Here is a 22,379-nt window from a genome sequence, read left to right as displayed (position 1 = left end):
GTCTCGAGGCATGTCAAAGATCCAGCACCAAGCGCTTCGAATTCGCTCGGGAAACGCAGATCATCATGGTGCGGTTGCCGGCGCGTTCCTCGGGCGACAGCAGCATGTCGCGATGCTGCGGCTCGCCATCCAGCACAGCGGTTTCGCAGGTGCCGCACACGCCTTCCTCGCACGCGCACTCGACGTAGATTCCGTTCTCGCGCACCACCTGCAGGATGGAGCGCTCGGCCGGGACGAGCAGGATGATGCTGCTTCGTGCGAGTTCGACCTCTACCGGCTGGTTTGCTGGATGGTCGGTCACCGGCGCGGCAAACCATTCGAAGTGCACGGTGCCAGGCGCCCAGTGTCGGCTCGCCGTCTCCACGGCCTTCATCAGGCCCGCCGGGCCGCAGCAGTAGAGGTGTGTGCCCTCAGGCTCCTCATGCAGCAAGGTCGTCACGTCCAGCGTCGGGACTTCGCTGAAGTGCGGCGTCACACTGCCGCCCCGCAGGGACTGGAGCTCGTTGTAGAAGGCCGCGTGGTCCGGCGTGCGCGCGCAGTAGTGGAGGTCCCACCTTTCGTCCCGCGCGCTCAGCGCCTGCGCCATTGCGTAAAGCGGCGTGATGCCAATGCCGCCCGCGATGAAGAGGTGCCGCTTGGCGCCTGCCGCCAGCGGGAAGTGGTTGCGCGGACCCACGATGCCCAGCGCACTGCCGACTTCCGCGAAGTCGTGAAGGCTTGCCGATCCGCCGCGTCCTGCCATCTCGCGCTTGACGGCGATGTGCCAGGCGCTGCGATCGGCCGGGTTGCCGTGCAGCGAGTACTGCCGCACCATCCCGTTGGGCACCTGCACGTCGATGTGGGCTCCGGCCGTGAAGGCCGGCAATAGCCGGCCGTCCGCTGGCACCAGCTCGTAGCTATTGACGTCCGTGGCAACCTGCCGGATGCCGCGGATGCGCACCAGGCGTGACTCTTCGCTTCCTTTGTCCACGCGCGCCTCAGTAGTTGCGTCCGAGGTCCACCCGGTTGGTAAGGGGCTTGCCGTCGAAGAAGCTGCGGATGTTGTCGAAGAACAGGTCCAGGGTGCGTGGCACGTAGTTGTCGATGTCGTCGGACAGCACGTGCGGCGTGATGATCAGGTTGGGCGTGTCCCAGTAGGGCCAGTCCTCCGGAGGCGGCTCCGGATACGTCACGTCGATCACTGCGCCGCTCAAGTGGCCGCTGCGCAGTGCCGCATCGAGCGCCGCCGGGTCCACCAGGCCGCCGCGGGACATGTTGATGAAGCCTGCGCCCTGTTTCATGAGAGCGAACTCCCTGGCGCCCATGATGAACTTCGTCTCGGGCGTCAGCGCGGTGTTCACCAGCACGATGTCCGCGCGCGGCAGCAGGCTGTGCAGCGCCTCGGGTCTGTGGATTTCATCGACATGGGGCTGCGGCTGGCCGCTGCGGCGTGTGCCGATGACGGTCATGCCGAACTGCTTCGCGTATTCCGCTGCCCCGGCGCCGATGGCGCCCACGCCCACGATCAGCAGCGTCTTGCCCTCCAACGTGGATGTGAAGATGCGGTTCCACTTGCGCTGGCGCTGGCTGGTCGCCAGCTGTGGCAGTCGGCCGTTGACCATCAGCATGGCCATCAGCGCCGACTGTGCCGCCTTGGGCACGTGCGCGCCGCTGTTGGTCAGCACCGTCACACCCTGTGGCACCCAGTCCAGCGGCAGCAGGTAGTCCACGCCGGCGCCCAGCACCTGCAGCAGCTTCAGGTTCGGTGCGTCGGCGGCCAGGGTCTTGTGCGGGAAGCGATAGGTGATCATCGCGTCGGCCGTCCTGGCAGCCTGCGCATAGATGTCCTGGTCCCGGCCCCATGTGGTGCGGATGCGCTCCGCGACGTCGGGATGCCGGGTGAGCGCCCTGTCGTACTGGTCGGGCCGCACGATGAACACCGGCATCAACGTGCTGGCGTTCTCGATGTGGATGTGCAGGGGCTGGCCTTTCGTGTATGCCATGCTCAAGCCACCTCCGCCGCCGCCGTTGCGCCGTCGCGATCGCGGCGCCTGGCCTGCTCATCGGGGCCGAGCACCCTGTCGAGCACCCGCTGAGCGATGCGGTGCACCACGTATTCCTCCAGCGACAGTCTTCCCGGACGGTAGGCGCCGGAGGCCATCGCCTTCTGGATGTTCGGATTGATGCCGATGTCTTCGCGCACCACCTGTGAGTACTTCTCGTAGTAGTCCGGTCCGACGATGGTGTTGAAGTCGGGCAACTCCACCGTTGCTCGTGGAAAGGTCCAGTTCTCGTACAGGCGCAACTTGTTCGGCCCCAGCGGCAGGTATTGGCGGAACTTCATGTACGAGGAGGTCAGGATCACCTGCAGGCTGGGCTGGATCCAGATGTGATACAGCGTCGACTCCTTTGCCGGGTCCAGGCCCGGGATGGGCGGTAGTCCCGAGTACGCGACGATGCTTCGCTTGCTCGACATCGCTTCCCATGGGCCCTGCGTCCGTTCGAACAGCCAGTTCTGGGGGCTCTGGGGGTTGTAGTGCTGCCGGTGGATGGTCGCGACATGGTAGTTTTCGAACGCGTTCTCCAGCCAGACCTTCCAATTGCAGTCGACCTCGTAGGTGTCGCGGTTGGTCCAGGTCATGCTCTCGAGGTCGTAGCCTTCGAGGAACTCCGGCAGGTCGCCCAGCCACTGCGTCAGCGGCTCGGCCTTGTCGTTGAAGGTGACGAAGATGAAGCCGCCCCACACCTCGCTGCGGATCTGCGAGAGCGTGTGGTCTTCCTTTTCGAAGCCCTCGACGCCGGCCATCGGCGGCGGGTTGCCAGGGGTGGCCAGCAGCTTGCCGCTCAGGCTGTAGGTCCAGCTGTGATAGGGACACACGAAGGCGCGACACCTGCCCGCGCCCTCCGTGATGATCGCCCCGCGGTGGCGGCACAGGGCCGACTGCACGCGCACCTGTCTTGTCTCGTCACGCACGACGATGAGCGGCTGGCCAATCAGCTCAAGGGAGAAGTAGTCCCCGACGCGAGGGATCTGCTCGGCGCGACCGACGCACAGCCAGTCCTTGCGGAACATCGTGTCCAGCTCACGCTGATACCACTCGGGCGAGGTGTAGCACCAGCCTGGAAGGGGCGAGGCCTGGTGCAGGGGAAGCCGTTGAGCGGTGTAGTGCTCGGGCGAAAAGATGTTCGTGGGAGTCATGGGAAGCGTTGAGTGGCTACACCGCTAGTTAACCAGTTGTCGTCCGTGAGGTCAAGGAAATTGCCCGCGACGCCCACGGCGGGTCTCCGGCCGGCACTCAGCGGACTACTCGATCTTGATGTTTGCCGTCTTGATGACGTTGGACCACTTGGTGCTTTCCTTGCCCATGAAGTCGCCGAAATCCTTCGAGGAAATGCCCTCGGGGGTGGCACCCAGCTGAGCCAGTTTCTCCTTCATCTCGGCCGAGCCCATGGCCTGGCTGATCGCGACGGCGAGCTTGTCGATCACCGGCTGCGGTACGCCGGCGGGCGCGACCACGCCATACCAGCCCGTCACCTCGAAGCCGGGCAGTCCCGCTTCCGCGATCGTCGGGATGTCGGGCGCCTGCGGCGCGCGCTTCTTGGCCGCGACGCCCAGCGCCCGCACCTTGCCGCTGGCGATGTGGGGCAGGGCCGGCGGCAGGTCCACCGACATGATTTCCACTTGGCCGCTGATCACGTCGACGAGCGCCGGCCCGGTGCCCTTGTACGGCACGTCCGTCATCGAGACGCCCCCCATGTGGGCGAGCAGCGCACCCGACAAATGGTGCGGCGTGCCGGTGCCCGCCGTCGCGTAGTTGACCTTTCCGGCCTGCTTGGCGTAGGCCAGGAATTCCTTGAGGTTCTTCGCCGGCACCTTGGGATTGACCACGATCACGTGCGGCACGGAAGCCACGAGCGTGACCGGCGCGAAGTTGCTCAGCTGGTAGGGCAGTTTCTGCAGGTTCGGATTGATCACCATCGAACTGGTCGACGCCATCAGCAGCGTGTAGCCGTCGGCCGGCGCCTTGGCCACGAAGTCGCTGCCCAGCGCCGATCCCGCGCCCGGCTTGTTCTCGACGATCACGCTCTGCCCCAGGGGGCTGGCGATCTGCTGCGCGATCAGGCGCGCCAGGATATCGACAGTGCCTCCAGGTGCGAAAGGCACCACCAAGCGGATGGGCTGGGTGGGATAGGCCTGTTGCGCACCAACTTGGACGGCCATGAGCGAACAAGCGGCGAAGGCAAAGCAGCTGGCAATCTTCCGGACGGACATGGAGTTCTCCTGGGGTTGAAAGAGGATAGTAGGCATCTAGTCGGCTAGCCTAGTGGTTTCACCTAGCAGGACCTGTGCCCGCCCCCCGGGTGCCTGGCCCGGGCGCCGTAGGTTTGCTCCTTCAGGGACCCGCTTGCCCCTGCGAACGAGGCGCGGCAGCCTTGCGCATGCTCCGGGGAGCCGCTATGCTCAACTAGTCAACCAGTTTCGAGAGCGTACCGTGAACCTTGTCGTCCTCCCCGCCCGCAGCGGCACCCGCGTGTCCTTGAACAAAGGCCAGGCGCTACGCATCGTCAACACGCACGGCGGCCAGGTGGTCGATCTGTGGGCCTACCTGCTGGACGGCTCGCAGCACATGTCCATGCCCCATTCCGTCGTGACCCTCGGTCGCATCAAGCCACGGGTGGGCGACACGCTCTACACGCAGCTGCGCGAACCCATTCTCAAGCTGGAAGACGATCAGTCTCCCGGCACGCACTGCATGCTTTTCGCCGCGTGCGACCGCGCCCGCTACAAGCTTCTGGGGGCCCAGGGCCATCACCACAACTGCGCAGACAACATGCGCGAGGCCCTGGGGCCCACCGGCATCGATCCCGGCTACGTGCCCACGCCGCTGAACCTCTTCATGAACACGCACTTCCACGATCACCAGGACATGGAAGTAGTCGAGCCGCAGGCCAAGGTAGGCGACTTCGTCACCTTCCGTGCCCTGCAGGACTGCATCGCGGTCATGTCCGCGTGTCCGCAGGACATGGTGCCGGTCAACGCCCACGGCTGTACGCCGCAGCCGGTGGGTTATTGCGTGCTCGACTGAAACGCTTTCGTTCTCCGGCGGCAGAACGCGGCTCCAGCGATGGGAGCGCCCTCGGCTACCCAGGCGGCTCCAGGACCACGGTGCCCCGGGAGATCACCGGGGCCCCGTTCACCGGACCGACCACTGCGTTCGGGCCCGCCGACCAGCTCAGGGAGAAAGGGTTGAGCGGCTCCGCCCAGGCCCCGCCTAGCGCGTGCGGAACAACTCCGCCACCAGCTCGCGCAACCACCGATGCCCCGGATCGCCCTCGAAGCGGCGGCTCCAGTGCAGCGACACCGTGAAGTCGCGCAGCGGAAAGGCAGGCTCGAGGAAGGCCACCTCGGCGCCAAAGCCCTCGGCGATCTCGCGCGGCACCAGCGCCGCCAGGTCCGTCGCCCGCACGATGGAAGGCAGCACCAGGAAGTGCTCGGTCACCAGCTGCAACCGTTCTTCCAACTGGAGCAGTTGCAGGATGCGCCGGGTGTCGGCGTGGGTGCGCACGGCCACGAAATCCAGCTCGGCCAGCGCCGCCAGCAGCGCCCGCCCGGTGCGCCGGCGCGCCAGGAACGGGTGCCCGCGGCGCAGCAGCAGCACATAGCGGTCGTCCAGCAGGCGCAGGCGCTGGGTGTCCTTCACCGTGGGCAGGAAGCCGAACGCGAAGTCGATGCGCCCGCTGTCCAGCGCTGCCGACAGCTCCTCGGGGGGCCAGGGCCGGGCCTCGACCCGCACGCCCGGCGCGCGCTGGCGCAGCGCCGCCATGAGCGGTGGCAGGAAGCGGCCCTCGCCGATGTCGCTCATGTGGAGGTGGAAGGTTCGCCGCGACCGGGCCGGATCGAACGCGTCGGCGTCGGCCAGCGCGGCTTCGAGCGTGGCCAGCGCCTGCCGCACCGGGTCGGCCAGCCGGTCGGCCCGCGGCGTCGGCCGCACCCCGCCCGGCGCACGCACGAAGAGCGGGTCGTGCAACAGCCCGCGCAGCCGCGTCAGTCCCTGGCTGGCTGCCGGCTGGGTCAGGTCCAGCTGCTCGGCGGCGCGGCTCACGCTGCGGCTGAGGTACACCGCGTCGAACAGGCGCAGCAGGTTGAGATCGATCTCGTTGATATGCACCGAACTTATCTCGCTTAGTCGCTTCATTTTATTGATTGATACCGCCAGCCAGCCGACACTCCGGCGATTCAGGAGATTGCGGTGGAAGTTTCATTCAGCAAGGAAATCGAGTCCCTGCGCCTGGGCGAGGGCGAGACCTTCCATGGCGAGGGCATCCTGGCCATCACGAAGGCGCTGCTGCAGTCGGGCGTGGCCTACGTGGGCGGCTACCAGGGCGCGCCGGTGTCGCACCTGCTGGACGTGATGGTGCAGGCCAAGCCCTACATGGACGAGCTGGGCGTGCACGTGGAGGCCTGCGCCAACGAAGCGTCGGCCGCCGCCATGCTGGGCGCGTCCATCCACTACCCGCTGCGCGGCGCGGTGACCTGGAAATCGATCGTCGGCACCAACGTGGCCTCGGACGCGCTGTCCAACCTGGCCTCGCCGGGCGTGACCGGCGGCGCGTTGATCGTGGTGGGCGAGGACTACGGCGAGGGCGCCTCGGTGATCCAGGAGCGCACCCATGCCTTCGCGCTCAAGTCCACCATGTGCCTGCTCGATCCGCGCCCTGACCTGCCGGTGATGGTGAACATGGTCGAGCACGGCTTTCGCCTGTCGGAGGCGTCCAGCATGCCGGCCATCCTGGAGCTACGCATCCGCGCCTGCCACGTGCGCGGCAGCTTCGAGGCCAAGGCCAACCAGGCGCCGGCCATCTCCACGCGCGAGCTGATGGCCGACCCGGCCAAGTTCGACTACATGCGGCTGGCGCACCCGCCGGTCACCTTCCCGCACGAAAAACTCAAGCACGAAAAGCGCATTCCCGCCGCGCGCCGCTACATCCTCGAGAACGGTTTGAACGAGCTGATGACAGGCGGCAAGCACGACGACCTCGGCATCATCGTGCAGGGGGGCCTGTACAACGCGCTGGTGCGCAGCCTGCAGCAACTGGGCCTGGCCGATGCCTTCGGCGAGAGCGACATCCCGCTGCTGGTGCTCAACGTCACCTACCCGCTGGTGCCCGAGCAGGTGGCCGACTTCTGCGTCGGCAAGCGCGGCGTGCTGGTGGTCGAGGAAGGCCAGCCCGAGTACATCGAGCAGGAGATCGCCACCGGCTTGCGCCGCCGCGACATCCAGACGCGCCTGCACGGCAAGGACCTGCTGCCCCAGGGCGGCGAGTACAGCGTGGAGGTGCTGTCCACCGGCCTCACATCATTCGCCGCGGCCTACCTGCCGGGCCCGGCCACCGAGACGGCGCGCCGCTGGCTGGATGGCAACCGCGAACGCCGCGCCGCCGTCGCCGCGCAGCTCGACAAGCCGCTGCCGGCGCGCCCGCCGGGCTTTTGCGTGGGCTGCCCCGAGCGGCCGGTGTTCTCGGCGCTCAAGCTGGCGCAGCAGGAGCTGGGGCCGGTGCACGTGGCGGCCGACATCGGCTGCCATGCGCTGGGCACCTTCGAGCCCTTCCACACCGGCCACTCCATCCTGGGCTACGGCATGAGCCTGGCCAGCCGGGCGGGCGTGTCGCCCATGATGCAAAGGCGCACGCTGGCCATCATGGGTGATGGCGGCTTCTGGCACAACGGGCTGCTCACGGGCGTGCAGTCGGCCCTGTTCAACGGCGACGACGCCGTGCTGCTGATCTTCAAGAACGGCTACTCCTCGGCCACCGGCACGCAGGAGCTGATCTCCACCCCGCAGGACGCCGCCAAGGCCCACGCCACCGACAAGGGCCAGAGCCTGGTGCACACCAATCGCACCATCGAATCGACCCTGCAGGGGCTGGGCGTGAAGTGGATGCGCACCGTGCACACCTACGAGGTGGACAAGGTGCGCGAGACGTTGAAGGAAGCCTTCACCTCCCCCTTCGACGGCCTGAAAGTGATCGTGGCCGAGGGCGAATGCCAGCTCGAGCGGCAACGCCGCATCAAGCCCTGGATCGCCGGCCTGCTCAAGAAAGGCGAGCGCGTGGTGCGCGTGAAATACGGCGTGGACGAAGACGTGTGCAACGGCGACCATGCCTGCATTCGCCTGTCGGGCTGCCCCACCCTCACGCTCAAGGACAACCCCGACCCGCTCAAGGTGGACCCGGTGGCCACCGTCATCGACGGCTGCGTGGGCTGCGGCCTGTGCGGCGCCAATGCGCACGCCGCCACCCTGTGCCCCAGCTTCTACCGGGCCGAGGTGATCCAGAACCCCAAATGGCACGAGCGACTGTGGGCCAGCCTGCGCGGCGGCCTGGTGCGCGCGCTCCAAACGGCCTGACGAAGAGAGACGACATGAACAACGACAAGGCCATCACCCTCCTGGTCTGCGCCCTGGGCGGCGAAGGCGGCGGCGTGCTCACCGAGTGGCTGGTGGAGACCGCGCGGCACGCCGGCTATCCGGCGCAGGCCACCTCCATCCCCGGCGTGGCGCAGCGCACCGGCGCCACCACCTATTACGTGGAGGTGTTCCCGCAACCGATCGCCAGCCTGGGCGGACGGCGCCCGGTCTTCAGCCTCAACCCCGTGCCCGGCGCGCTCGATGCGCTGGTCTCGTCCGAGCTGCTGGAGACCGCGCGCCAGATCGGCAACGGCATGAGCACGCCCGATCGCACCCGCGTGATCACCTCCACCAGCCGCTCGCTCACCACCATCGAGCGCATGCAGATGGGCGATGGCCGCGTCGAATCGCCCGACCTGCTGGCCGTGGTCAAGGCCTTCAGCCGCGAGCACCACGTCTTCGACATGTCGGCCGTCGCCAAGGAATGCGGCACGGTGGTGAGCGCCGTGATGCTGGGCGCCATCGCCGCCAGCGGCCTCTTTCCGTTCAAGCGAGAGGACTACGAGGCGGCCGTGAAAGCCGGCGGCGCGGCCACCGCGGCGGCCAGCCTGCGCGGCTTCGCCAAGGCCTTCGAGATCGTGGGCCGGGCGCAGGAGCAGGCGGCGTATCTGCAGGCCGTGATCGCACCGCCGCCAGCCGAACAGACAACGCCTTCGGTACCGCCGCAGGTGCTGCAGCGCTTCCCGCAGCCCGTGCACGAGATGCTGTCCCTCGGCTACGCGAGATTGGTCGACTACCAGGACGCGGCGTATGCCGAGCGCTACCTGCAGCGCCTGGCCCAGGTGCTGCAGGCCGAGCAGGCCGCCGACCCCAACGGCGCCCACGGCTTCGCCACCACCACCGAGATGGCCCGCTGGCTGGCGCTGTGGATGGCCTTCGACGACATCGTGCGCGTGGCCGACCTCAAGAGCCGCGCCAGCCGCTGGCAGCGCGTGCGGGGCGAGGTCAAGGCCGGCGACGACGACCTGCTGCAGCTCTGGGACCACTTCAAGCCCGGCGTGCCCGAGTTCGCCGCGCTGCTGCCGCCCGCCCTGGCGCAGCGGCTGGTGGCCTGGGACCGCCGCCGCGCCGCCGCCGGCCGCGCGCCCTGGGCCCTGCCGCTCAAGGTGGGCACGCACTCGGTCTTCGGCATGCTGTCGCTGCGCGTGCTCGCTTCGTGCAAGGCGCTGCGCGTGCGCGGCAGCCGCTTCGCGGTGGAGCAGGCCATGATCGACCGCTGGCTGCAGGGCGTGGTGGATGGCAGCCGCCGCGACTGGGCACTGGGCCACGAGATCGCCCTCTGCGGGCGGCTGATCAAGGGCTACGGCGCGACCAACGAGCGCGGCAAGGAAAACCTGCTGCACGTGCTGGACCACCTGGCCCACGGCGAATCGCCCGAGGCCAGCGCCCGCGCCATCGCCGAGGCCCGCCAGGCCGCCCTGGCCGACGAGGCCGGCACCGCCCTCGATGCGACACTGGCACGCCACGGCGCGCCACCGCGGCCGGTGAAGGAGCAGCCGATCCGCTTCGTGCGCAAGCCCCGGCCAGCCGCGCCGCACACGTTCTGAACAACCCACTTCGTTCACCCAAGGAGACCGTCCCATGAAGACCACCCGCCGCACCTTGATCGCCCTCGCCCTGGCCTCGGCCGGCCTCACGCCGCTGGCCGCCCTGGCCCAGGGCGCCGGCAGCTGGCCCACCAAGCCGGTCCGCGTCATCGTGAACTTCCCGGCCGGCGGCGCCGCCGACACCCTGGCCCGCGCCATCGGCCAGCCGCTGTCGGAGGCGCTGGGCCAGCCGGTGGTGATCGAGAACCGGGGCGGGGCCAACGGCAACATCGGCGGCGAGGCCGTGGCCCGCGCGCCGGCCGACGGCTACACCCTGCTCATGAGCTCGGGCGGCATGGTCTCCATCAACCCGCACCTGTATGCACGCATGGCCTTCGACCCGGCCAAGGACCTGGTGCCGGTGGCCTCGGCCGCGCGCATCGCGGTGTACCTCATGACCAAGCCGCAGCTGCCGGTGAACAACGTGCAGGAGTTCCTGCGCTACGCCAAGGCCAACCCCGGCAAGCTCACCTTCGGCTCGCCCGGCAACGGCAGCTCGCCGCACCTGGCCGCCGAGATGATGAAGAGCCAGGCCGGCCTGTTCGCCGTGCACGTGCCCTACCGCGGCGCCGCGCCCGCCCTGCAGGACCTGCTGGCCGGCCAGATCGACTTCCACTTCGACCCGGGCGTGGGCCTGCAGCACGCCAAGACCGGCCGCCTGAAGCTGCTGGCCGTGGGCAGCCCCAAGCGCTCGCCGCTGTACCCCGACGTGCCCACCCTGGCCGAGGCCGGCCTGAAGGGCTTCGACGCCGACAGCGTGTTCGGTTTCTACGCGCCGGCCGGCACCCCGCCCGAGGTCATCACCCGTCTGAACACCGAGATCAACAAGGTGCTGGGCACCAAGGCCATCCAGGACCGCATCGTCGCCCTGGGCGGCGAGGCCCTGCCCCTGACCCCGGCGCAGTTCGCGGCCAAGGCGAGCGAAGACTCCAAGCGCTTCGGCGCCATCATCCGCGAGCGCAAGATCGCGGCCGAATGAGGTTCATGAGCAAGACCATTCCCTACAGCGTGCGGGTGGAGTTCGGCGACTGCGACCCGGCCGGCATCGTCTGGTTTCCGAACTTCTTCCGCTGGATCGACGCGGCCTCGCGCAACTTCTTCGTCGAATGCGGCCTGCCGCCCTGGCACGAGGCCGAGCGCACCCTGGGCATCATCGGCACCCCGGTGGTGGACACCCACGCCCGCTTTCGCAAGACCGCCAGCTACGGCGACACCCTGCAGGTGGCGGTGAGCATCGCCGAGTGGCGCGGCAAGAGCTTCGTGCAGCGCTACCGGGTGACGCGGGGTGAGGACGCCATCATGGAATGCGACGAGGTGCGAATCTTCGCGGGCCGGCGGGAAGACGGGAGCATCTTTGCGCGGGAGATTCCGGCGGAGATCCGGGCGGCTTGCGGCGGCAAGCCATGAATTTTTGGAACGCGAGCGGTAGCTCCTGTTACTTCTGACGACCTGCGGGGTCGTGCGAGGCGCTCGTGCGCCGCCCGGCGGGGAGGAGTACTTGATGCCGCCGGGATACCTGAAGTCCACCACCAGTTCATTGGCCAAGACGCGGACGGCGCCGCCCATCGATACGGCGGCGACGCAGCGCAAGCTCGCTGACGCGGCCCGTCTTCGCAGCGAACAGGGCAGTGGCAGAGCCACGCGTGCTGCTGAGTACAACAGCAAGGTCAAAGAGCAGTCGGAGAAAACCCTCAGGGCGCGGGACGCCCAGGCGCTTCCACCCTCGCAGGGCCATGCGAAATCGTCTCCACACCGGCAGCCGGTGCGGCAATCAACCTCGGCGCGCTCCCCAGACTCAAAGAGGGCCGCAGGCTCTCCTCAGCCCAAGCCGGCCCGGCACCGGCCCGAGCAGCCGGCCACCGTCTCACTGTCATCGTCGGCGGAGCCGCAGCCGATTGCCCGCCCCACCTCCCAGGCCTCCGCTGCCGGCGCCTCGTCCGCGGCGGCGGCGCCGCAGCAGAAAGCGTCGGACGTCGCCCATGGCGCTGGCGAGGCGCGCATGCGGCCTGAGCGCAAGAACGTTCGTCAGACCGTTACGGTCCATGCAGTGTCGCGGCCCCTCAAGGCGTTCGAACGGGCAGCTGCCGTGGAGCGAGCTGCCGCGCTCAGCGTCGAGCGGCTCGACGTTCCCAGCCCGGACTCGCATGCCGCTGCCGTGCATCCGCTCCCCGCGACGGAGACTGAGCGTCCGAGCCACCCGGTACGGGAGAGCCAGCACGCCGAACGATCTTCATCAGCCGCGACGCCCTCCTCCAGCAGGCTCAAGACACCTGACGAGCCATGGTCTGAAGAGGCCCACCGTACAACCCTCAAAGAGCTGGCTCGAACTGGGCGATGGAGCGAGGCGCTGAGCTGCCTCGTGGTCGGGCTCCCACCCCAGCATCAGGACGATGAATTCTTCTCCCGCGCCCTGACGGTCTGCTTCGCCGTGGCCCAAGACAAGATCCAGGCTTTCGCCGCCGCAGTGCTGGATCACGCGACGCTCACCCAAGACCAGAAGCAGGAGTTGCTCACCGCGCTGGGTCATGCGTTAGACGGCCCCGAGATGAAAGAGGAGTCGCGCCGGCAGGTGAAGGGCGCCATCGACAAGACTGCAGCGGCCGTACGACCGGCGTATTTCTCGGCATTCGAAAAGGCGCGGCAGTGGTACCGCTGGGAGCCTGAAAAGGCAGCCGCGCCCCCCGAAAGGAAGTACAGCTGATGGACCGTCTCGCCTCATGGTTCAAAAGCGGCCCCAGGCCCTCTGAGGGCGCGGTTGCCAGCAACAGCCACCAACCTGCCGGTAACAAGAGCATGTCGGCCTGGTTTCGCGGCGTCACCCACGCGCCCAACCAGGCAGCGCCCGGCAAATCCGGGCTGCCACCCGACAACGGGTCCACGCCGCCGAATTCGACCTCGTTGAAAGACCGGTTGACCGGCGCGGCGGCCAAGCCCGCGGTGGCTACGCAGCACTTCACCGACACCTTCGCCCGCTACCAGGCGAGCTACCAGCAGGATCCGGCAGCGGCGGTCCACGCCGCCTTCGACGACCCGCTTGAAGACCAGCCGATTGCCTGGGCCGCGTTTGCCGACCGCATTCGCACCCAAGGGGGCGCTGACCCCGAAGGCGAGATCGCGCGGCTGCGCAGCGCCGTCATGCAGAACTACTCGGGCGACGAAAGATTCACCGACTTGTGCCAGCTCGGAAATCTCCTGACGTCCATGCTGGACCATCAGGATGGAACGTCCTTGGCTTATCGGATGGTGAGCGACCAGCGCAACATTCACCTCGACTCGATCGTCGCGCTACAGGCGCACATCAAAGGAACGACTGGCCCCGAAGGGCTCCATGGCGGTCGCTTGGGGGACTGGGCGCTGCCCGCAAAACCCAGTGTTTTCGACCCGATCGGCATTCCGGATGCCGCCAAGACCCATGAGTTCCGGGCGCAGATCAAGGCGCAGGCCAGGGCCCCGGCAGACATCCTCGCCACCCACAAGAGCGCTGCCACTCAAGGCCTTGCCCTGGCCGCCCAAGCCTACAAGCTCAAGGCCGCCGACAGACCGGCCAGCGAATTGCAGGCGCTGAAGCAGCATGCCTTCGAATCGTACAAGAGCCGGTACGAGATTTCAGAGCCGAAGGACCTGGCGCGCCTGGAGCACGGCCTGGACGAACTGATGTCTTCGCAGCACCCGCCCCGGGGTTTTGCGCGGCTTGCGGGCCCGTCGCTCAACACCTATTCCATTGCCGCATTCGAGCGGGACATGCGACCGATCTTCCAAGCGCAGTCCGACGCGGAGTTGTCTCTTCGCTCACAGCTTCGCGAGGCGGTACCCGATTCCGGCGTCCCCTCTCAGGAGGAGTTCAAGAGCCTGATCGGTCGCCTCGACACCCAGGACCCGGACACCTACTACTCCCGCGCCTTGACGCTGTGCGCGGCACTGGGTGCGAGCAGCCACCCCGACCAGAAGGCGGACGATGGAACCGCCTTGGGCATGAGTGAGGACCGGCTCAACGGACTCATGGAGGCCATTTCTGCCCACATGAGTGGTCCTGAAAATGCTTCGAAGAAAGCGGCCTTGCTCTCGGCCGTGAGCATGACCTTGGACGACAGCGTAGGGGCGGCAACCCAGGATCGGCTTCGCAGCGAACTCACCCGTGCAGAAAGCGCCGCGCCCACCACTGACCCGCGCGCCACTCCGCCGCAGGCGCCGTCGGCTGCGCCTGACACGAGGAGGGCTGGCACCAAGGGCAGCCCTGCGGAGGATCGCAAGGTCATTGAGCACTGGCGCGACATCCAACTGCCCTCGCATGCCGGCGGGCCATTCGCCGCCAACGTGCTGCGGCAGCTGCGGCAGGAGAGTCCACGCACGGCGGCACTTGCCCTGTGGACGCTGAGCCAGCGATTCAGCTCTGAAGGCGCTGCCGGCATGGACTCGCCCCGACGGCTGTTCCGCGATGCGCTGGTGGAGGCGCTCGCAGGGACGCCAGCGGCAAACGCCGGAATCAGCAAGCTTGTCGACTCGAGTGCCGCCAAGGCCCCGGACATGACGGTGATCGACGAGACCGCGACGTTCCTTTCAGGGCTGGGCTGGGGCGCGACGCCTTCGGTCGGCTCTTGACCGGTTCGAGTACCCAGGAAAAATCTCATGCACACGCCTCCGACCAGCCGCCGTCCATCCGTTGGTCAAGAAGATCTACGCGATCACAAGCACGCCAACCGTCCAAGCCAATCAAGCGCCGGCGGGCCTGGCCAAACGATGGTGGGCCCGCACCACGTGGCGCCTTCGCACAGGCGCACCCACACCACCGAAGTCCCCCGTTCGGCCCGCCCCGCTCTGAGTGATCGCTCGGCCCGTGTCGTTCAGCAACCCCCGTCGTCACCCGACGCGCCTTCGCGCCGCGAAAAGGACGGTCCTGTTGACCGCCCCGTGAGGGAAGGCGTCGCCGCGTTGTGGAAGAAGACGGCTTCGCAGCCCGCAAAGAGCCCAGAGACCAGGGCTGGCGAGCTTGCTCGCGGTGTCTGGCAGCTCGCGCAGGGGATCAAAGGGACACCCACGGAAAAGGCCAAGTTGCGTGAGATCCTGATCAGCGAGCTGATCCCGGGCTACGCGCAGGTCAGCTCCGCGCACGATCCAAGCGGAATGCTTGCGCTGACACGGAAGTTCGTGGAAGTCGCAGCCGAAAGCCAAGGTGAAGACGGTGCCGCCATCCAGGCATTCACCCAAGCGCTGATGCCTGTGTTTTCCGGCCCGCCCGCCGCGGGCAAGCCGCGGGGCAGCGGACATCCGGCCGCCCGCGGCGCCGTCCCCAGCCAGGATGTCGCGCCCCGCGGCAAATCCATCGCCTCCTTCTTCCGGCTCGGATCGAGCAAACTGCCCGCAGACTTGCAGGGCGTGGCCCATGACGAGAGCAAGCCGCGCGCGGCGCTGCGGCAAGCAATCAGCAACAAGGACGGTCTCAAGGTTGCCCTGGACGGCTTGGCCGGCAAGACGGGTGACCACTTCTACTCGCTCGCGCTCTTTGCCTGCGCGGAAATCACCGGCGGAGGGCTCAAGTCCGATCGCCTGGAGGAATTCGCAAACGCCCTGGCGAAATCCAGGATCAGCGAAATCCAGAAGGAACATCTGGTGTCCGCCATGGCCCATGTCCTGGCCGCGCAGGTGGATGGGGACCCGACCACGTCGATCTCGGGGCTCGGTAAAAAACTCACGAGCGCCGGGCTCGGCCATCTCGAGCACGCGGCCACGTCCGCGACGAAGCTGCCTCTGAGCAAACAGGTTCAACGGCAAGCTGAATACGACATCACCGCCGCCCGCTGGCGCCAGGAACTTCTTTTCCCGAACAAGAAGACCATCGCCCAGGCGGTGGCCAAGGTCCTGGCGCAGGCACCGGCCGCCGAACATCCGATCGCATGGGCTGCCTTCGCGCAGTGCATCCGCGACCACGCGGGGGAGGACTCGGCGCCGCTGATAAGCAGGCTCTTCAATGCCGTCATGGACAAGTACGAGGCCACGTACGGTGGGGATGCCATCGCTTTCGGATCTGTGGGCAAGTTGGTCAACGGGCTGCTTTCGCTCTCCGAGGCTGACGTGGTCGACCGTTGTGCGCGCGCAGGCGAATCGCTTACCCAGCTGCTTGGCTCACCCGCGCAGGATCGCATCGCGAGTGAAGTCGCGGCTCTGAGGCGGGATACGGCCGACGTGGGAGACTTCACCGCTGAAGTCGCTGGCGCGTTGACCAGGCTGGCGAAACCGATCGCCTATGACGACATCAGCGCGCAGGTGTTGAAGGCCCGCCACGAACGAGTCGGGTCTCCCGAGGGATGGGCGATCCAGCTGGCGGCCCTCACGAAGCAAGTGGCCAGCGACGGGCCAAGCGTCGACAAGATCAGAAGCATGGTGCTGGGCACGCCGACCAACGATCGCGCACGGCTCTTCGCTGCTTTCGACATCCTGGCCGAGGGCGGCAACCCGACTCACTTCGTTCGCGAACTGCTGCGCGATGCAGCCGCGCAAGGCAGCGATCAACATGGTTTTTCGCGGCTGCACACGGCCGGCGACAAGTTGGCCTGGCTCACCACGATCTTGTCTGAGATGGCCGACAAGAAGGCGCTGAGTGGGCGAAGCCGCGGTGCGCTCAGCGCGTACCTGGGTACGCTGAATCTGGACCCAGCAATGCTCCGGCAATGTCGAGCGACGATCGCCACGTACCCGGCTGCGCCGAACAGCCGGTGATCCAGTCAAATCACTCCCCCTTCGCCCCCGCAGCGAACCATGCCCCCACCAGCGCCCGCTCCTGCTCGGTCATGCCGGTGGAGTTGTTCATCGGCATGAGCCGGGTGACCACCACCTGCTGGTAGACCGACTGCGCGTGCTGGCGCAAACCCTCGGGCGAGTCCAGGCGCACGTTCTTCATCTGCAGTTGCGCGCCGTGGCACATCACGCAGCGCTGCTCCATCACCTGGCGCACGGCGGCGAATGAAGCCGCGGGGGCTGCGGCGGCGGGCGGCACGGCGGCCGGCACCATCCACCAGACGGTGGCGGCGATCACCGCCACGCCGGCCAGCGCGTAGGGCAAGGGGTTGCCATTGCGCCCCAGCTTCCAACCGTGGCGCAATACGAAGAACTGCCGGATGGCGGCGCCCGCGCCCATCATCAGCACCAGCACCACCCAGCTGTGCTCATGGCCCCAGGTGAAGGGGTAGTGGTTGGAGATCATGGTGAACAGCACCGGCAACGTGAAATACGTGTTGTGCACGCTGCGCTGCTTGCCGCGCCTGCCGTGGATGGGGTCCACCGGCTTGCCTTCGCGCATGGCGGCCACCATCTTGCGCTGGCCCGGAATGATCCAGAAGAACACGTTGGCGCTCATGGCGGTGGCCATCATGGCGCCCACCAGCAGGAAGGCGGCGCGGCCAGCGAACCACTGGCAGGCCAGCCACGAGGCCGCCACCACCAGGATGGACACGAGCACGCCCACGATGGTGTCGCCCTTGTCGCGGTCGCCGAACCAGCGGCAGATGAGGTCGTACAGCAGCCAGAAGGCGACCAGGAAACCAGTGGCCACGGCCACCGCCGTGCCGGGCGACCAGTCCATGCGCGCGGGGTCGATCAGGTAGGCCCGGGCATTGAAGAAGTACAGCACCGTGAGCAGGGCGAAGCCTGAGAGCCAGGTGCTGTAGCTCTCCCAGTAGAACCAGTGCAGGTGCTTGGGCAGTTGGGGCGGCGCCACCGTGAACTTGACCGGGTGGTAGAAGCCGCCGCCATGAACGGCCCACAGCTCGCCGCCCACGCCCTGGCGTTTGAGGTCTTCGTCCTCCGGGGGCGTGAGGCTGGAGTCGAGAAAAACGAAGTAGAACGAGGAACCGACCCAGGCGATGGCGGTCAGCACGTGCACCCACCGAAGCAGCAGGTTGGCCCAGTCGAGCAGATAAGTTTCCATGGCTTCTCAGCGACTGCTCACCACCGCGGGCGCTCTGAGCAGGAGACAGGCCGCGAACCCCGGGGGCACCGCTGCGGCCGATGAAGTGAAGGACCCGCCGAGTGTAGGCAAGCGCGGTTCATGCAGTTGAACGAAGCATCAGCAGTTGCGCCGCCACGCTGGCCGCGATCACCTCGGGCTCTTTGCCAGCGATGCCGGGCAGGCCGATGGGGCAGGTCACGGCCGCCAGCTCCTCGGGGCTGAAGCCGCGATCCTGCAACCGGTGGCGGAAGGTCGCCCACTTGGTGCGGCTACCGATCAGGCCGATGAAGGGCAGGTCGGCCCGCTCGCGCCGGCGGCGCAGGCAGGCGGCCACGATGTCCAAATCTTCGGCGTGGCTGAAGCTCATGATGAGCACCTGCGAGCCGGGCGTGAGGTCGGCCACCGCGGCCTGCACCGGGTCGGAGTGCTCGCAGTGCACGCGCGCAGGCAGCTGCTGGGGAAAGATCTCGTCGCGGCTGTCGATCCAGGTGACTGAGTAGGGCAGCGGCGCCAGCGCCTGCACCAGGGCGCGGCCCACGTGGCCCCCGCCGAACAGGGCCACCGGCAGCAAGGGCGGCGCCAGGCGGGCGGCCAGGTCCGGCGCGTCGGCGGCCTGCAGGTCTTCGAACTGCAGCACCACCACACCGCCGCAGCACTGACCCAGGCCGGGGCCGAGCGGCACGCGCAGGCCATCCGGCTCGCCGGTTGCGCGCCCCAGCCGCTCGCGGGCGCGGGCGATGGCCTGGTGTTCGAGCTGGCCGCCGCCGATGGTGCCGAACACCGCGTCGGCGAACACCACCATGCCCGTGCCGGCTTCACGCGGCACCGAGCCCTGGGTGGAGGCCACGCGCACGAGCACGGCACGTTGGTCGCGCAGTCGCAACGGAATAAGGGCGGATTCGAGGTCGTTCATGGGCACGAGGACCGTATCCTCGCAGGCTTAGCGAGGAGAGATGATGAAGCGCCCCGGCCCCCTTGGACGATTGAAGAGCCTGGCTGCCGGAGGCCTGGCCGGCCTGCTGGCGGCCTGCGCACCCAACCCGGTGTCGCGCGGCACCGTGGCCGGCACGCCGCCCGGGCCGGTGCCGCCGCCGCCGGGCGTGAGCGGCCAGCCGCCCCGGCCCGACGAACCCACCGTGGCCCCGGCCAGGCCCTCGACCCCCGGCACCTCGCTGGCACGCACGGCACGCGAGTACCGGCGCGACGGCGCCGGCCACCTGTACAAGCTGTACGCCAACCGCATCTATGCGGGCCGCTTGCCACCCATGCTGTATGCCGTGGGCGTGCTCGAGGTCGAGCTGGACGCGCGGGGCGAGCCCCGGCGCCTGCACTGGTTGCGGGCGCCCAAGCATGCACCGGAGGTGGTGGGGGAGATCGAGAAGCTGGTCCGCGCGGCCGCGCCCTACCCTGTGCCGCTGCGGCTGGGGAAGGTGACGTACACGGATACCTGGCTGTGGGATCGGAGTGGGCGTTTCCAGTTGGACACGCTGACCGAAGGGCAGGACTGATTCCCTAAGGGACAGGCTCCGCCTCGGGCTGAGCTGCTTCCGTTCGGGCTGAGCTGCTTCCGTTCGGGCTGAGCTGCTTCCGTTCGGGCTGAGCCGCTTCCGTTCGGGCTGAGCTGCTTCCGTTCGGGCTGAGCCTGTCGAAGCCTGCACCGCGCGACGGGCCCTTCGACAAGCCTGTCCTGAGCTTGTCGAAGGGCCCTCAACAAACCGCCTCTCGAACACCAGCACCCGTTCGGGCTGAGCGCGTCGAAGCCCTTGCGCGAACCCTTCGACAGGCTTGTATGGTTCGTAGCTCGACAACAAACCATCAAGAAAGGAGCAAGGTGCCGGAGTGGAGGGACATCGACAGGCATCGGCGAACAAAGCCCGTTCGACCGACACATTGAGTGAAAGCCCCACTCTGGCACCGAGCGTCGATTAGGAACCTAGCGCCGTTCCAAAGGAACGAGCGCCGATTTTTGCAAGCTGACGCCGCTGCAAGAGCCCCACTCCGGCCCCGGCATTTTGACAATGAATGAGGATCCGCAGAAAGCCCAGTTCTTCGGGGTGGACGTCGCCTCGGCGCACCTGGACATTTCATTGCACGGCAGCCAGCAGGTGCACCGCATCGACAACCAGGCCAAGGCCATCACGAAGTGGCTGAGGTCGGTACCGGCAGGCAGCTTCCTCGGCTTGGAGTCGACCGGGGCGTACCACCGGGAGCTGGCCCGTCTGGCCCATGCGCATGGAGTGGCCGTGTTCCTGCTCAACCCCCGGGACATCAAGCGCTACGCCCAGGGCCTTGGCCAGCGAGGAAAGACCGATCGGCTGGACGCGCGGGTGATCGCGCGCTTCGTACAGCGTGAGCACGACCAGCTGCGCACATGGCGCCCTTTGACGCAGCCGCAGGAGAGCCTGGATGCACTGCTGCGTGAGCGCACGCTGGTCCAAAAGCAACGAACCGCGCTGAAGCAGTCCCTGGTGCACCGACCCGCGCTCGCAGAGCTGATGGCCGATCTGCTGCAGGCCATGAAAGCCACACTCGACAAGCTGGAGCACTTGATCGTCAAAGCTACGCGCGAACTGCCAGATGGCGAAGCTGCCATGCGCTCAGTGACCTCGATCCCCGGCATCGGCGTGCTTACCGGGGCGCCCTGCTACGGCTGTTCACCCGCGCCGAGAACGCCTCGGCAGATGCGATCGTCGCCTTAACCGGCCTGGACCCCAGGCCCATGGACTCAGGCCAGCGCACAGGCATTCGCCGCCTGTCCAAACGCGGAGATACAGAGACCCGGCGCCTCTTGTACAACGCGGGCATGGCCGGGGCCAAGACCGACACCTGGCGGTGCATCTACGAGCGTGAGCGCGCCAAGGGTCTGTCGGCTACAGCCGCCCTGATGGCCTTGGCACGCCGCCTGGTTCGCATCGCCTACAGCCTCTTCAAGAGTGGCGGACAGTTCGACCGCAATCGCGTGATGATGGCTTGACCGAAACCATAGAACCTCGGGGCGAACGGAGGGGACGCCTGCCGAGCTACGAGCCTCGATAGGTCGAATAACTCCACGGACTGCACAGCAGCGGCACGTGGTAGTGCTGCGACGGCTCGGCAATCCCGAAGTCCAGCGTCACCCGATCCAGGAACGGCGGCTGCGGCAGTTGCACCCCGCGCGCCGCGAAATACGCGGCCACGTCGAACACCAGCCGCCAGCGCCCGACCCGGATCGAGGCGGCGTCCAGCAGCGGCCCATCGGGGTTGCGGCCATCCGCATTGAGCGTCACCTGCCGCACCAGCTGCGGCGGCTCGGCATCCAGATTCCACAACTCCACGCGCATGCCGGAAGCCGGCGTGCCGTGCATGGTGTCCAGGACGTGGGTGGTTAAAGGCATAGGTTCTGGAGATAGCAGGGACCGGCCCAAGGGTACCAAGCCGGCACCGCACGTCGGCACGTTCGGCGAACCCCAGCCCCTAAACTTGCCGCCATGCCCTACGACAGCACGGCCCCCTACCCCCGCGACCTGGTCGGCTATGGCCGCCATCCGCCTCGTGCGCAGTGGCCCGGCAATGCCCGTATCGCGCTGCAGTTCGTGCTCAATTACGAAGAAGGTGGTGAGAACGCGGTGCTTCATGGCGACGCCGGCTCCGAGCAGTTCCTGTCCGAGATGTTCAACCCGGCCAGCTACCCCGATCGGCACCTGAGCATGGAGAGCCTCTACGAGTACGGATCGCGCGTGGGCGTGTGGCGCATCCTGCGCGAGTTCGAGCGGCGCGGCTTGCCGCTCACGGTGTTCGGGGTCGGCATGGCGCTGGAGCGGCACCCCGAGCTCACCGCCGCTTTCGTCGAGGGGGGCCACGAGATCGCCTGCCACGGCTGGCGCTGGATCCACTACCAGCAGATGGACGAGGCCACCGAGCGCGAGCACCTGCAGCGCGGCATGGCCGTCATCGAGCGGCTCACCGGCCAGCGCCCGCTGGGCTGGTACACCGGGCGCGACAGCCCGAACACCCGCCGCCTGGTGGTGGACCACGGCGGCTTCGAATACGACAGCGATTACTACGGCGACGACCTGCCCTTCTGGATGCGGGTGCGCCGCACCGACGGCCAGGTGGTGCCGCACCTGGTGGTGCCGTACACGCTGGACTGCAACGACATGCGCTTCGCCCTGCCCCAGGGCTTCTCGCATGCCGACCCGTTCTTCCAGTACCTGCGCGACAGCTTCGACGCGCTCTATGCCGAGGGCGACGAGACGCCCCGCATGATGAGCGTGGGCATGCACTGCCGCCTGCTCGGCAGGCCGGGCCGCATCGTGGCGCTGCAACGCTTCCTGGACCACGTGCAGCGGCACGAGCGGGTCTGGGTGTGCCGCCGCATCGACATCGCACGGCACTGGAAGCAAGTGCATCCCTATCCAGCTTGAA

At 67.7% G+C, this 22,379-nt stretch carries 20 protein-coding genes; 12 read left to right on the top strand and 8 right to left on the bottom strand.

The annotated features are described in order from the left end of the window. Nucleotides 1-13 precede the first annotated feature (13 nt). The 4 genes from JI739_RS24430 to JI739_RS10895 all read right to left on the bottom strand — a co-directional run bounded on the left by JI739_RS24430 (nt 14) and on the right by JI739_RS10895 (nt 4,252). A complete protein-coding gene (locus JI739_RS24430; RefSeq protein ID WP_201683923.1) occupies nt 14-940 on the bottom strand; it encodes a PDR/VanB family oxidoreductase in 927 nt (308 codons plus the stop codon). Between the two features lie 37 nt (nt 941-977). Beyond that, a complete protein-coding gene (locus JI739_RS10905) occupies nt 978-1,982 on the bottom strand; it encodes a D-2-hydroxyacid dehydrogenase (protein ID WP_201683922.1) in 1,005 nt (334 codons plus the stop codon). Between the two features lie 2 nt (nt 1,983-1,984). Beyond that, nucleotides 1,985-3,178 carry an aromatic ring-hydroxylating oxygenase subunit alpha gene (locus JI739_RS10900; RefSeq protein ID WP_201683921.1) on the bottom strand — a complete coding sequence of 398 codons (1,194 nt, stop codon included), beginning with the start codon at nt 3,176-3,178 and terminating at the stop codon, nt 1,985-1,987. Nucleotides 3,179-3,283: 105 nt separating this feature from the next. Further along, entirely contained in the window at nt 3,284-4,252 is a 969-nt protein-coding gene (locus JI739_RS10895) for a Bug family tripartite tricarboxylate transporter substrate binding protein (RefSeq protein ID WP_236589485.1), read from the bottom strand. Nucleotides 4,253-4,472: 220 nt separating this feature from the next. Here JI739_RS10895 and JI739_RS10890 point away from each other — a divergent pair, with 220 nt between their 5' ends. Further along, complete coding sequence (locus JI739_RS10890) at nt 4,473-5,066, top strand: DUF1989 domain-containing protein (protein WP_201683920.1); 594 nt, start codon at nt 4,473-4,475, stop codon at nt 5,064-5,066. A gap of 186 nt (nt 5,067-5,252) precedes the next feature. On the opposite strand, the gene JI739_RS10885 is transcribed toward JI739_RS10890, so the two are convergent. After that, nucleotides 5,253-6,176 (bottom strand): LysR family transcriptional regulator, encoded by a 924-nt coding sequence (locus tag JI739_RS10885; protein ID WP_236589484.1) that lies wholly within the window; start codon nt 6,174-6,176, stop codon nt 5,253-5,255. 54 nt (nt 6,177-6,230) lie between these two features. On the opposite strand from JI739_RS10885, the gene JI739_RS10880 reads away from it, so the two are divergent. The 7 genes from JI739_RS10880 (at nt 6,231) to JI739_RS10850 (ending at nt 16,747) form a co-directional block, all read left to right on the top strand. Next, complete coding sequence (locus JI739_RS10880) at nt 6,231-8,387, top strand: thiamine pyrophosphate-dependent enzyme (RefSeq protein WP_201683919.1); 2,157 nt, start codon at nt 6,231-6,233, stop codon at nt 8,385-8,387. A 14-nt stretch (nt 8,388-8,401) separates the two neighbouring features. Further along, on the top strand, nt 8,402-9,994 hold the full coding sequence (locus JI739_RS10875; protein ID WP_201683918.1) for an indolepyruvate oxidoreductase subunit beta family protein: 1,593 nt from the start codon (nt 8,402-8,404) through the stop codon (nt 9,992-9,994). 34 nt (nt 9,995-10,028) lie between these two features. Further along, a complete protein-coding gene (locus JI739_RS10870; protein ID WP_201683917.1) occupies nt 10,029-11,012 on the top strand; it encodes a Bug family tripartite tricarboxylate transporter substrate binding protein in 984 nt (327 codons plus the stop codon). A 5-nt stretch (nt 11,013-11,017) separates the two neighbouring features. Further along, nucleotides 11,018-11,440, top strand: coding sequence for an acyl-CoA thioesterase (locus tag JI739_RS10865; RefSeq protein WP_201683916.1), 423 nt, complete (start codon nt 11,018-11,020; stop codon nt 11,438-11,440). Nucleotides 11,441-11,534: 94 nt separating this feature from the next. Next, nucleotides 11,535-12,734 carry a hypothetical protein gene (locus tag JI739_RS10860; protein WP_201683915.1) on the top strand — a complete coding sequence of 400 codons (1,200 nt, stop codon included), beginning with the start codon at nt 11,535-11,537 and terminating at the stop codon, nt 12,732-12,734. Further along, nucleotides 12,734-14,632, top strand: a complete 1,899-nt coding sequence (locus JI739_RS10855) for a hypothetical protein (RefSeq protein ID WP_201683914.1) — start codon at nt 12,734-12,736, stop codon at nt 14,630-14,632. The genes JI739_RS10860 and JI739_RS10855 overlap by 1 nt, the downstream gene beginning before the upstream one ends. 309 nt (nt 14,633-14,941) lie before the next feature. Then, nucleotides 14,942-16,747, top strand: a complete 1,806-nt coding sequence (locus JI739_RS10850) for a hypothetical protein (protein ID WP_201683913.1) — start codon at nt 14,942-14,944, stop codon at nt 16,745-16,747. Between the two features lie 10 nt (nt 16,748-16,757). Here JI739_RS10850 and JI739_RS10845 read toward each other — a convergent pair whose 3' ends face one another. After that, the gene (locus JI739_RS10845) at nt 16,758-17,954 is read right to left on the bottom strand and encodes a urate hydroxylase PuuD (protein ID WP_201683912.1); all 1,197 of its coding nucleotides are present in this window, start codon (nt 17,952-17,954) and stop codon (nt 16,758-16,760) included. Nucleotides 17,955-18,072: 118 nt separating this feature from the next. Further along, nucleotides 18,073-18,888: a xanthine dehydrogenase accessory protein XdhC gene (gene xdhC, locus JI739_RS10840; RefSeq protein ID WP_201684120.1), complete on the bottom strand. Its 816-nt coding sequence runs from the start codon at nt 18,886-18,888 to the stop codon at nt 18,073-18,075. 43 nt (nt 18,889-18,931) lie between these two features. On the opposite strand from xdhC, the gene JI739_RS10835 reads away from it, so the two are divergent. The 3 genes from JI739_RS10835 to JI739_RS10825 all read left to right on the top strand — a co-directional run bounded on the left by JI739_RS10835 (nt 18,932) and on the right by JI739_RS10825 (nt 20,949). Beyond that, a complete protein-coding gene (locus tag JI739_RS10835; protein WP_201683911.1) occupies nt 18,932-19,483 on the top strand; it encodes a hypothetical protein in 552 nt (183 codons plus the stop codon). A 546-nt stretch (nt 19,484-20,029) separates the two neighbouring features. Beyond that, nucleotides 20,030-20,674, top strand: a complete 645-nt coding sequence (locus JI739_RS10830; RefSeq protein ID WP_201683910.1) for an IS110 family transposase — start codon at nt 20,030-20,032, stop codon at nt 20,672-20,674. Between the two features lie 20 nt (nt 20,675-20,694). Then, on the top strand, nt 20,695-20,949 hold the full coding sequence (locus JI739_RS10825) for a hypothetical protein (protein WP_236589482.1): 255 nt from the start codon (nt 20,695-20,697) through the stop codon (nt 20,947-20,949). 46 nt (nt 20,950-20,995) lie between these two features. On the opposite strand, the gene uraH is transcribed toward JI739_RS10825, so the two are convergent. Beyond that, on the bottom strand, nt 20,996-21,349 hold the full coding sequence (gene uraH, locus JI739_RS10820; RefSeq protein ID WP_201683909.1) for a hydroxyisourate hydrolase: 354 nt from the start codon (nt 21,347-21,349) through the stop codon (nt 20,996-20,998). Between the two features lie 93 nt (nt 21,350-21,442). Between uraH and puuE the strand changes: the two genes are divergently transcribed. Further along, on the top strand, nt 21,443-22,378 hold the full coding sequence (puuE, locus tag JI739_RS10815) for an allantoinase PuuE (protein ID WP_201683908.1): 936 nt from the start codon (nt 21,443-21,445) through the stop codon (nt 22,376-22,378). Nucleotide 22,379: the final 1 nt, after the last annotated feature.

This window comes from Ramlibacter aurantiacus (assembly GCF_016722895.1).
Classification (GTDB): Bacteria; Pseudomonadota; Gammaproteobacteria; order Burkholderiales; family Burkholderiaceae_C; genus Ramlibacter; species Ramlibacter aurantiacus.
The sequence above is the reverse complement of the archived record's forward strand: the minus strand, read 5'-3'. Positions and strand labels throughout refer to the sequence as shown.